This window comes from Halomonas tibetensis (genome assembly GCF_042643535.1).
Taxonomy (GTDB): Bacteria; Pseudomonadota; Gammaproteobacteria; order Pseudomonadales; family Halomonadaceae; genus Halomonas; species Halomonas tibetensis.
On sequence record NZ_JBHRSQ010000005.1, the window covers coordinates 1 to 11,503 of the forward strand.

Annotated in this window: 9 protein-coding genes, 4 tRNA genes and 1 pseudogene; all 14 read right to left on the reverse strand. The window is 60.2% G+C overall.

Going from position 1 to position 11,503, the window contains the following annotated elements; genetic code table 11:
* Positions 1 to 1,044 (reverse strand): annotated as a pseudogene (locus tag ACFODV_RS00995) (DNA-directed RNA polymerase subunit beta'); the annotation flags it as partial.
* Between the two features lie 8 nt (positions 1,045 to 1,052).
* On the reverse strand, positions 1,053 to 5,132 hold the full coding sequence (gene rpoB / locus ACFODV_RS01000; protein ID WP_379753303.1) for a DNA-directed RNA polymerase subunit beta: 4,080 nt from the start codon (positions 5,130 to 5,132) through the stop codon (positions 1,053 to 1,055).
* Positions 5,133 to 5,368: 236 nt separating this feature from the next.
* Positions 5,369 to 5,737, reverse strand: a complete 369-nt coding sequence (gene rplL / locus ACFODV_RS01005; RefSeq protein ID WP_379753307.1) for a 50S ribosomal protein L7/L12 — start codon at positions 5,735 to 5,737, stop codon at positions 5,369 to 5,371.
* An 89-nt stretch (positions 5,738 to 5,826) separates the two neighbouring features.
* Positions 5,827 to 6,330 carry a 50S ribosomal protein L10 gene (rplJ, locus tag ACFODV_RS01010; RefSeq protein ID WP_379753325.1) on the reverse strand — a complete coding sequence of 168 codons (504 nt, stop codon included), beginning with the start codon at positions 6,328 to 6,330 and terminating at the stop codon, positions 5,827 to 5,829.
* A gap of 272 nt (positions 6,331 to 6,602) precedes the next feature.
* Entirely contained in the window at positions 6,603 to 7,295 is a 693-nt protein-coding gene (gene rplA / locus ACFODV_RS01015) for a 50S ribosomal protein L1 (protein ID WP_379753310.1), read from the reverse strand.
* Positions 7,296 to 7,297: 2 nt separating this feature from the next.
* Positions 7,298 to 7,729, reverse strand: coding sequence for a 50S ribosomal protein L11 (rplK, locus tag ACFODV_RS01020; protein ID WP_043514686.1), 432 nt, complete (start codon positions 7,727 to 7,729; stop codon positions 7,298 to 7,300).
* Positions 7,730 to 7,818: 89 nt separating this feature from the next.
* Entirely contained in the window at positions 7,819 to 8,352 is a 534-nt protein-coding gene (nusG, locus tag ACFODV_RS01025; RefSeq protein WP_379753313.1) for a transcription termination/antitermination protein NusG, read from the reverse strand.
* Between the two features lie 8 nt (positions 8,353 to 8,360).
* Positions 8,361 to 8,729: a preprotein translocase subunit SecE gene (gene secE / locus ACFODV_RS01030; RefSeq protein WP_379753316.1), complete on the reverse strand. Its 369-nt coding sequence runs from the start codon at positions 8,727 to 8,729 to the stop codon at positions 8,361 to 8,363.
* Positions 8,730 to 8,802: 73 nt separating this feature from the next.
* Positions 8,803 to 8,878 (reverse strand) — tRNA-Trp (locus tag ACFODV_RS01035).
* A gap of 143 nt (positions 8,879 to 9,021) precedes the next feature.
* Positions 9,022 to 9,096: transfer RNA gene (locus ACFODV_RS01040), tRNA-Thr, on the reverse strand.
* Between the two features lie 23 nt (positions 9,097 to 9,119).
* Positions 9,120 to 9,193, reverse strand: a tRNA-Gly gene (locus ACFODV_RS01045).
* Between the two features lie 47 nt (positions 9,194 to 9,240).
* A tRNA-Tyr gene (locus ACFODV_RS01050) sits at positions 9,241 to 9,324 on the reverse strand.
* A 122-nt stretch (positions 9,325 to 9,446) separates the two neighbouring features.
* Positions 9,447 to 10,286 (reverse strand): type III pantothenate kinase, encoded by an 840-nt coding sequence (locus ACFODV_RS01055; RefSeq protein WP_379753319.1) that lies wholly within the window; start codon positions 10,284 to 10,286, stop codon positions 9,447 to 9,449.
* The gene (locus ACFODV_RS01060) at positions 10,283 to 11,266 is read right to left on the reverse strand and encodes a biotin--[acetyl-CoA-carboxylase] ligase (protein ID WP_379753322.1); all 984 of its coding nucleotides are present in this window, start codon (positions 11,264 to 11,266) and stop codon (positions 10,283 to 10,285) included. The genes ACFODV_RS01055 and ACFODV_RS01060 overlap by 4 nt, the downstream gene beginning before the upstream one ends.
* Between the last annotated feature and the right edge of the window lie 237 nt (positions 11,267 to 11,503).

Genomic DNA, 11,503 nt, shown 5'->3' on the forward strand with positions numbered 1-11,503 from the left:
TCGGACCCACGGTGATCACCGAACGGCCCGAGTAGTCGACGCGCTTGCCCAGCAGGTTCTGGCGAAAACGACCCTGTTTGCCCTTGATCATATCGGCCAGGGACTTCAGCGGGCGCTTGTTGGAGCCAGTAATGGCGCGGCCACGGCGGCCGTTGTCCAGCAGGGCGTCCACTGCCTCTTGCAGCATGCGCTTCTCGTTGCGCACGATGATATCCGGCGCATTGAGGTCGAGCAGCCGCTTGAGGCGGTTGTTGCGGTTGATCACCCGGCGATACAGATCGTTGAGGTCGGAGGTCGCGAACCGACCGCCGTCCAGCGGCACCAGCGGACGGAGGTCCGGCGGCAACACCGGCAGTACCTCCATGACCATCCATGCCGGGGCATTGCCGGAGTTGTAGAAAGCCTCGAGCAGCTTGAGCCGCTTGGAGAGCTTCTTGATCTTGGTCTCGGAGTTGGTCTGGGGAATCTCCTCGCGCAGGCGATCGATCTCCTCGGCCAGGTCGATGTCCTTCAGCAGCGCCTGGACAGCCTCAGCACCCATGCGGGCATCAAAGTCGTCACCAAACTCCTCGAGGGCCTCGAAATACTGCTCGTCGTTGAGCAGCTGGCCGCGCTCGAGGGTCGTCATGCCCGGGTCGATCACCACGAAGCTCTCGAAATANAGAACATGCCGATACGCGACGGCAACGACTTGAGGAACCAGATGTGCGCGACCGGGCTCGCCAGTTCGATGTGGCCCATCCGCTCGCGGCGCACGGCGGCCTTGGTGACCTCGACGCCGCACTTCTCGCAGATGATGCCGCGATGCTTCATGCGCTTGTACTTGCCGCACAAGCACTCGTAGTCCTTCACCGGACCGAAGATCTTGGCGCAGAACAAGCCATCCCGCTCCGGCTTGAAGGTGCGATAGTTGATGGTCTCGGGCTTCTTCACCTCGCCGAACGACCAGGAGCGAATCATGTCCGGCGACGCCAGAGTGATCTTGATCGCATCAAACTCTTCGGTTTGAGACTGCGATTTGAGGACTTTCACCAAATCTTTCATGGGGGCTCCTAGCTCTCTAACTCGATATCGATGCCCAGCGAGCGAATTTCCTTCACGAGCACGTTGAAGGATTCCGGCATGCCTGCCTGCATGGCGTGATCGCCGTCCACGATGTTCTTGTACATCTTGGTGCGACCCTCCACGTCGTCGGACTTGACGGTGAGCATCTCCTGGAGGGTGTAGGCCGCGCCGTAAGCTTCCAGGGCCCAGACCTCCATCTCTCCGAAGCGCTGACCACCGAACTGCGCCTTGCCGCCCAGCGGCTGCTGGGTGACCAGAGAGTAGGAACCGGTGGAACGCGCGTGCATCTTGTCGTCGACCAGGTGGTTGAGCTTGAGCATGTACATATAGCCAACGGTCACCGAACGATCGAAGGCATCGCCTGAGCGGCCATCGTAAAGTGTCATCTGGCCGGAGTCCGGCAGATCGGCCAGGCGCAGCAGATGCTTGATCTCATGCTCGTCGGCCCCGTCGAACACCGGGGTGGACATGGGCACGCCCGACTTGAGGTTCTTCGCCAGGGCGATCACCTCTTCGTCTGAGAGAGTCTCCAGCTCCTCGACCCGGGTGCCTGGGGTAGAGTTGTAGACCTGCCCAAGGAACTCGCGGATCTCGGCGACCTGCTGCTCGCGCGCATCCCGCAGCATGCCATCAATCTTGCGACCCAGGCCCCAGGCGGCAAGGCCCAGGTGCGTCTCGAGGATCTGACCCACGTTCATACGCGACGGCACGCCCAGCGGGTTCAGGACCACGTCCACTGGTTCGCCGTTATCGTCAAAGGGCATGTCCTCGATGGGCATGATCGCCGAGATGACACCCTTGTTGCCGTGACGACCGGCCATCTTGTCACCGGGCTGCAGGCGACGCTTGACGGCCATGTAGACCTTGACGATCTTGAGCACGCCCGGCGCCAGGTCGTCACCCTGTGTGAGCTTGCGCTTCTTGTCCTCGAAACGTTCGTCCATCTCCTTGCGACGGTTCTCGAGCTGCTCGTCGGCCTGGGCCAACAATTCGTTGAGGGACTCGTCCTGAAGGCGCAGCTTGAACCACTGCTGTCGCGGCAGCTCCTCGAGATAACTCTCGGTGAGCACATCGCCCTTCTTCAGCTTGGGCCCACCGTTAACGGCCTGGCCGTTAAGAGTGCGTTTCAGGCGTTCGAAGGTGGCATCTTCCGCGATGCGGTAGGTCTCCTGGAGGTCCTTGCGCACCTCGTCGAGCTGCATCTGCTCGATGGCTACTGCCCGAGAGTCCTTATCCACGCCGTCGCGAGTAAAGACCTGTACGTCGATGACGGTACCCTTCATGCCCGTGGGAGCACGCAGGGAAGTATCCTTCACGTCGCTGGCCTTCTCGCCGAAAATAGCACGCAGCAGCTTCTCTTCCGGCGTCAGCTGGGTCTCGCCCTTGGGCGTGACTTTACCTACCAGAATATCCCCAGGCCCCACCTCGGCACCGATGTAGACCACGCCGGCCTCATCCAACTTGGAGAGCGCCGACTCGCCCACGTTGGGAATGTCGGAGGTAATTTCCTCCGGGCCCAGCTTGGTATCGCGCGAGACGCAGGTCAGCTCCTGGATATGAATGGTAGTGAAGCGGTCCTCCTGGACTACCCGCTCGGAGAGCAGGATGGAATCCTCGAAGTTGTAGCCATTCCAGGGCATGAAGGCGATGCGCATGTTCTGACCCAGGGCGAGATCGCCCATGTCCACGGAGGGACCGTCGGCCAGGATATCGCCGCGAGCAACGCTATCGCCAGGGCGCACGATGGGCCGCTGGTTCATGCAGGTGTTCTGGTTGGAACGCACATATTTGGTGAGGTTGTAGATATCAACGCCGGCTTCGCCGCCAATGATCTCATCCTCGTTGATGCGCACCACGATACGCCTGGCGTCGACCGAATCGATCACCCCGCCGCGACTCGCCACGGCGCAGACGCCGGAATCCCGGGCCACGAAGCGCTCCATGCCGGTGCCGACCAGCGGCTTGTCGGCACGCAGGGTAGGCACAGCCTGGCGCTGCATGTTGGCACCCATCAGGGCGCGGTTGGCGTCATCGTGCTCGAGGAACGGGATCAGCGCCGCGGCCACGGAAACCACCTGGCGCGGTGAGACATCCATCAGCGTCACTTGCTCAGGACGCATGAAGGTGGTCTCGCCCTTGTGGCGAACCTGAACCAGATCATCGATCAGCTTGTTCGACTCGTTGACGGTAGCCGAAGCCTGGGCGATGACAAAGTCACCCTCCTCGATGGCCGACAGGTGCACGACGTCATCGGTCACCTGGGCATTCACCACCTTGCGGTAGGGCGTCTCGAGGAAACCGTAGCTGTTGGTGTGGCTGTAGGTGGCCAGGGAGTTGATCAGGCCGATGTTGGGGCCTTCAGGCGTCTCGATCGGGCACAGACGGCCATAGTGGGTGGCGTGAACGTCACGCACCTCGAAGCCGGCCCGCTCGCGAGTCAGGCCGCCCGGGCCAAGCGCGGAGACGCGGCGCTTGTGGGTGACCTCGGAGAGCGGGTTGTTCTGGTCCATGAACTGGGAGAGCTGACTCGACCCGAAGAACTCCTTGACCGCTGCGGCGACGGGTTTGGCATTGATCAAGTCCTGGGGCATCAGGCCCTCGCTCTCGGCCATGGAGAGACGCTCCTTGACCGCTCGCTCAACGCGAACCAGACCCACACGGAACTGGTTCTCGGCCATCTCGCCCACGCAGCGAATGCGGCGGTTGCCCAGGTGATCAATATCATCGACTTCGCCGAAGCCGTTACGGATGTGAATCAGTTCCCTGAGCACGTCCAGAATATCGAGACGATCCAGCACGCCGGAGCCGATGTCGGCGTCACGACGCAGGCGGCGGTTGAACTTCATGCGACCAACGCCGGAGAGGTCGTAGCGGTCCGCGCTGAAGAACAGGTTGTTGAACAGGGTCTCGGCGCTCTCCTTGGTGGGCGGCTCGCCGGGACGCATCATGCGGTAGATCTCGACCAGCGCTTCGAGCTGTGAACCGGTAGTGTCCAGCCTCAGCGTGTCGGAGATGAAGGGGCCGCAGTCGAGATCGTTGGTATAGAGGGTCTCGATCTGCGTGATCCCAGCCTGGGCGATCTTTTCCAGCAGCTCCGGTGTCACCTCGGTGTTGCAGGGACTGATCAGCTCGCCGGTATTCGGATCCACCTGGTCGCGACCCAAGGTCTTGCCGAACAGGTACTCCATCGGCACCTCGAGACGCTCGAGGCCAGCCTTTTCCAGCTGTCGGATGTGCTTCTGGGTAATGCGGCGCCCTTCCTCGACGATAACGCCGCCGTCGGCATCCTTGATATCAAAGGTAGCGGTCTCGCCGCGCAGACGTGACGGCACTAGCTCCACACTGAAGCCGGACTTATCGATATGGAAAATGCTGGTCTCGAAGAACTCTTCGAGGATCTCCTCGGTATTCATGCCAAGTGCGCGCAACAGAACGCTTGCCGGCAGCTTGCGGCGGCGGTCGATGCGCACGAACACGCTATCCTTGGGATCGAACTCGAAGTCTAGCCAGGACCCACGGTAGGGAATCACACGGGCCGAGTAGAGCAGCTTGCCGGAGGAGTGGCTCTTGCCCTTGTCGTGATCGAAGAACACACCGGGGGAACGGTGCAGCTGAGAAACAATGACGCGCTCAGTGCCGTTGACCACGAAGGTGCCGTTTTCGGTCATCAGGGGGATTTCCCCCATGTAGACTTCCTGCTCCTTGATGTCCTTGATCGCCTTGTTGGACGATTCCTTGTCGTAAATGATCAGGCGGACCTTGACGCGCAGCGGCGCCGAATAGGTAACACCACGCAGCTGGCACTCCTTGACGTCGAAGGCCGGGGTACCGAAACGATAGCTCACGTACTCCAGGGCAGCGTTGCCGGAGAAGCTCTCGATCGGGAAGACGGACTTGAAGGCAGCATGCAGGCCGATCTCCATCCGCTCTTCGGGCGAACGGTCCTGCTGAAGGAAGTCGTAATAGGAGTCAAGCTGGATCGCCAGCAGGTAGGGCACATCCATCACTTGGGGCAGTTTACCGAAATCCTTGCGGATGCGTTTTTTCTCAGTGTATGAGTAAGCCATCTGTATTCCCCAGCTTGTTCACCATGGGTGACCGATGCGTGGTCGGCGCCACCCGACGGACGCGACGCCGTCAGGCGATGAAGGCAAGCGCCTGGCATGGGCGCTCGCCTTCGGAATTCGGCTGGCGATTCTGCCCTGTCGGCAGAAGCCAGTGACAACGGAAAAAGGCCGGCAGCGGGTGACCCGCCACCAGCCTTGGAAGCTTACGCAGCGCGTGAAGCCATGGAGCCCAAGTCTTACTTGAGTTCCACGCTCGCGCCGGCTTCTTCCAGCTTGGCCTTGGCCGCTTCAGCGTCGTCCTTGGACATAGCTTCCTTGATGGTTGCCGGAGCACCGTCGACGGCACCCTTGGCTTCCTTCAGGCCCAGGCCGGTGATCTCACGAACAACCTTGATCACGTTGACTTTCTTTTCGCCGCAGCTGGTCAGTACCAGGTCAAACTCAGTCTGCTCTTCAACGACTTCGCCAGCGGCAGCCGGGCCAGCCACGACGGCGGCAGCGGCAGACACGCCGAACTTCTCTTCCATCGCTTCGATCAGCTCGACGACTTCCATGACGGACATGTCGGCGACGGCGTTGATGATGTCTTCTTTGGTCAGTGCCATTGTCACGTTTCCTAACTTTGCGGGAGTCGCGGTGACCCGTCGACTCGGGATTCAATATACGATTCAGTTGGCCAGCAGGAGTTCGCCGATCAGGCGGCTTCTTCCTGCTTCTGGTCGCGCAGAGCGGCCAGAGTGCGAACCAGCTTGCCGGCAGATGCTTCTTTCATGACGGACATCAGCTGGGCGATGGCTTCATCGTAGGTCGGCAGGGTCGCCAGGCGGTCGATATCGGCAGCCGGAATCAGCTCGCCTTCGTAGGCCAGCGCCTTGACTTCGAAATCCTTCTCCAGCTTGGCAAACTCCTTGAACAGTCGGGCGGCGGCGCCCGGATGCTCGGTGGAGAAGGCCAGCAGGGTTGGACCCACGAAGCTTTCGTTCAGGCATTCCCACTGGGTACCTGACAAGGCGCGGCGCGCCAGGGTGTTGCGAACAACACGCAGCTGGACGCCATTCTCGCGGGCCTGCTTGCGCAGATCGGTCATCTTCTCGACCGAAACACCACGAGAATCAGCAACTACGACGGAGAGTGCATCCTTGGCCGCTTCACTGACCTCGGCAACAATCGCCTTCTTGCCTTCGAGTGCTAGTGGCACAGTGATCACTCCTTCGTGCCGGAACCTCGCGATGAGGAATCCGGTGGTTACCATCTCTTCCGGCGCTGCCCGAGAGCGACGCTGGAAGTCCTGGGTGATGGTGCTCACCAGATAACTGGCGGCCACACCATCTGCGCAGGCCATCCGGTGGATGATTAAGCCGCACTTCACGAGGAGGGGCGGCACCTGCGGTCTTTGACGGTGCCCCGCCGGCGAGTCTTGCTCCGCTCGGGGACCGCAAAGTTATTGCAATTGATCGATCTGCTGCCCGATTAGACCAGGCCAGAGTGATCGATGGTCAGGCCCGGACCCATGGTAGTGGATACGGTAACCTTCTTGAGATAGATGCCCTTGGAGGTGCTCGGCTTGAGCCTTTTAAGGTCGACGACCAGCGCTTCCAGGTTGCCCTGAATGGCAGCTGCATCGAAGTCGGCCTTGCCAAGGGTAGTATGGATGATGCCGTTCTTGTCTGTACGGAAACGCACCTGGCCGGCCTTGGCGTTTTTGACGGCAGTGGCCACATCGGGTGTCACGGTACCGACCTTGGGGTTCGGCATCAGGCCACGCGGACCAAGGATCTGGCCCAGTTGGCCGACGACGCGCATGGCATCCGGCGAAGCGATGACCACGTCGAAGTCGAGCTTGCCCTTCTTGACCTGATCAGCAAGGTCATCCATGCCAACGATGTCAGCGCCGGCTTCCTTGGCGGCATCGGCGTTGGCACCCTGGGTAAAGACAGCGACGCGTACGTCCTTGCCGGTACCGTTAGGCATAACAGTGGCACCGCGCACCACCTGGTCGGATTTACGCGGATCGACGCCCAGATTGATGGCGACGTCCAGCGATTCCTTGAACTTGACGGTGGACAGCTCGGCGAGCAGGGCCACGGCTTCTTCCAGAGCGTAGACCTTGGTCGGGTCGACTTTCTCTTGAATCAGTTTTGCACGCTTTGTCAGCTTGGCCATGATCAAAGACCCTCCACATTCAGGCCCATGCTGCGGGCGCTACCAGCAATGGTACGCACCGCGGCGTCGAGATCGGCAGCCGTCAAATCCGGCTCCTTGGTCTTGGCGATCTCCTCGAGCTGCTCGCGAGTGACCGTACCGACCTTCTTCTTGTTCGGCTCGCCAGAGCCGGACTTGATACCAGCGGCCTTCTTCAGCAGGACCGCGGCGGGCGGAGTCTTGGTGATGAAGGTGAAGCTGCGATCGGAATAGACAGTGATCACTACAGGAGTGGGCAGACCCGGTTCGATTTCCTGGGTCGCGGCGTTGAACGCCTTGCAAAACTCCATGATGTTCACGCCGTGCTGGCCCAATGCAGGGCCAACGGGGGGACTCGGATTGGCTTTGCCAGCTGCAACCTGCAGCTTGATGTAAGCCTGTACTTTCTTGGCCATATTAAACTCCAGTTGGGTAGTAGCGCCTTTCGGCTCCCCGGTGGTATAGCTACCTCAGTAGCCGCTTTGCTTGTGTCAGGCCGAGCGCGTTATTCCTTCTCGACCTGAGCGAATTCTAGTTCAACAGGTGTTGAGCGACCGAAGATCAGCACGCTGACCTGGACGCGACTCTTATCGTAGTTGACCTCTTCAACCACGCCATTGAAGTCGGCAAAGGGTCCATCGACCACCCGTACAGATTGGCCAGGCTCGAATAGCGTCTTGGGCCGAGGCTTGTCAGTACCATCCTGAACACGACGAAGGATGGCATCTGCCTCCTTTTGAGTTATCGCCGCCGGCTTTTCCTTGGTACCGCCAATAAACCCCATGACGCGTGGCGTCTCGTTGACCAGATGCCACGTCTCGTCATCCATTTCCATTTCGACCAATACATAGCCGGGATAGAACTTGCGCTCGCTCTTGCGGCGCTTCCCGTCTCGCATCTCGACGACTTCTTCGGTGGGCACCAGAATCTCGCCGAAGCGATCTTCCATACCGTACATCTTCACGCGTTCGAGGAGCGATCGCATGACATGCTTCTCGAAACCGGAGTATGCGTGTACGACGTACCAACGCTTGGACATGAAGGCTCCTAACCAATGACGCCGGACATCGCCCAGCCAAGAAGAGTGTCGATCAGCCACAGCATCAGGCCAACCACCAGCACAGCCGCCAGCACGATCCCGGTGGTCTGTACTGTTTCAGGGCGTGTCGGCCACACTACCCGCTGGATTTCCTTCTTGGCGGCGTAAGCCAATTCGGTAAGCTCACGCCCCTTGGTGGTGGTCAGTGCCACCACAGCGGCCAGCAAACTCAGCGCGACAACACCCAGCACACGGTAGAGCATGGCCAGGTCAGCAAAATAGGCATTACCGACCACGGCCAGGACCAGCAGAGTGACGACAGCCGCCCATTTGAGTCCGTCGTGGCGCGACTCCTGCACCTCGGCGCTATGCTTCATGAAAACGAGACTCCTCAGGGTGCGGCAATCGAAACATGAAAACTTTCTGGGGACTGGCCAGCCTGGGGAAGACTGGCAGGCCAGGAGGGAATCGAACCCCCAACCTGCGGTTTTGGAGACCGCTGCTCTGCCAATTGAGCTACTGGCCTGTATTTACCTCTTGACTACCCTTTGCAAGCAGTCTTTCAACAGCGGGCGCCATGATAGCGGATCAGCAACCGCATGGCAACCCTTCCTTTCCTGCGCGCGGCGCAGAAAGAGAAAAAGCGAGCCGCAGCTCGCTTTCCCAATATGGAGCTCATGGACGGATTTGAACCGTCGACCTCACCCTTACCAAGGGTGTGCTCTACCCCTGAGCTACATGAGCAAAAACTGTGCATCAAAAGATGCTGGAGCGGGCAGCGGGAATCGAACCCGCATCATCAGCTTGGAAGGCTGAGGTTCTACCATTAAACTATGCCCGCCTACCCACTCTTGTTGCCTGATCCCTGCATGGGTTTCCGGCGAATTCTGGTGGAGGGGGAAGGATTCGAACCTTCGAAGCTTTCGCGGCAGATTTACAGTCTGCTCCCTTTGGCCACTCGGGAACCCCTCCAGCTGGCGGCACATGTTACCACCCTTTTCCCTGGTGTCAAGATACTGTTTTCTCAGCTGTCTTGACGGAAAGTCGGCCGCATTGTGGGCACTGACTTCCCCCTTGGAACGCGGCGAATTGTGTCAAAGCAGCATGGAGAATGCAAGGCCCGCGCGAATCTTTTCAAGTGCAACCGGCCTCGGCACCTTGGGCGCGCCGGACATCTTCCCAGCACGCTCAGCGGCTGTCAGCGGAAAACATGCCTCCAATCCTCCATACACCATATCTGGCCAGACAGCGTGAGGTACCTGGAGCCCTCTGGAAATTACCCTCGCATCACCGCCAGTCATCAGCAGTGGCAGAGCCACACCCTCCATATCGCATACTTCAGCATAGGTCCGGTTGATGGCGCTCACCGCCGCCATATAGATGCCATGATTAACCGCTTCTACCGTGCGCCTGCCAGGAACCAGCAGCTCCTCGGCTTCGCTGTCCGGATCGATCGCTACGTTACGGGTTCCAAGCTTCAGACTCTCTTTCATCAGCCGCAACCCAGGCAGGATATACCCGCCCAGGTGACGTCCGCCTGGCAACACGAAGTCGATGGTGATGGCACTACCACAATCCACCGCACAGCAGCCTCCTGCCAGCTGATAGCCTGCCAATGCACCCAGCCAACGGTCAACGCCGAGACGCTCTACCTCTTCATAGCCATTGGTTACGCCTAGCGCCTCCCGTGTCGAGCGTGCCACGTGGACATGGCCGACCTGGCGATACAGCAGCGCTACGGTCTCCTCCAGCACCGCACGACGAGCCACGCTGGAAATGCGCACAGATTCCACGACGTCCAGGTCCGGGATATCGGACCCCGGGCGCCACTCCTCCCGAGTCCACACGGCACCTCGCGAGCGTATCTCGCTACTGTCGGCGTCTTTCAGCCGCCACTTGGTAAGGGTGTTGCCGATATCCAGATCAAGAATCATGGCCGTGCTCGCAAGCTGATCTCGCCGCCGGCCAGCCGCAGCTGTTGCCCCTGCTGATTGACCAGCAGGTTCCCCGCGGCATCTACGCCCACAGCCACCGCTTGTTCGCGCTGGTGTCCCCGCAAAATATCCACTTCATGGCCTGCGTAGGCATGACGCTGGTTCCAGTCGGCCTGCCACACCGCAAAACCCTCTCTCTCGAAGTTGGCCACCAAAGGCAGGAGCACCTCGATCAATTCCACGGCAAGCTCGTTGCGCATCACCTCTGGCGCCTGATCATGAATGGCTGCCGCCGGCTGATCCAGCCCCTTGCGAAACTCTGGCGTAAGATCAACATTGATACCCATGCCGATTACTACCGTGCAGGGTCCTGCGGTATCCCCTGTGACTTCCACCAGAATGCCGGCCAACTTCCCCAAGGCACCGTCCGCTCCCTCCAGCAGTACGTCATTGGGCCATTTCAAGCGTGGCTTAAGCCCATGGCGCTCCAACACCTGGGCCAGCACCACTCCCACTGCCAGGCTTAGACCTTCCAGGGCCGTCACGCCGGACTCCACCCGCCAGCCCAACGACATCATCAGGCTACGCCCCCAAGGAGTGCTCCAGGTGCGCCCCCGTCGCCCACGACCGGCACTCTGCTGCTCAACCAGGCAGATCTCCCCATGACCCGCGCCGTGGTCGAAGCGCTCACGCAGAAAGGCATTGCTTGACGTCAGGGTCTCTTCGACGAAAAGCCGGGTCAATAGACCCCGCGACTCTCGTGACAGGCCGGAGACAATGTGCGCCCCATCAAGCAACTCCAGCGGCTCAGCCAGGCGATAACCCTGCCCCTTCACTGCCTCCATGACAATGCCCAGCGCCTCCAGCTTGCGTAACTGCTTCCAGACGGCCGCCCGCGACACGCCGAGTTGCTCTCCGAGCTGCTCGCCGGAGTGGAACTCGCCGTCGCTGAGCAGGCGAATCAGGTCTCCGATGGTCATTCGTACCCCTCAGACTGGAAAGGACCATTCTAGCGGATACGAGCCCTCCCCGGAAACGCCGGCCGCATAAACACAGCTACCCGACCTCTGACGAGACCGGGTAGCTGAAAGGAAGCGAACGGGCCACACCGTTAACCAGTGACTAGCCGGTGTCCTGCTAATTGTGTGGCAGGTGTGTCGACAAGCCGTGGCGCTGAAACGCAAAAAGCCCCGCCCTCTTTCGAGGGCGGGGCTTTT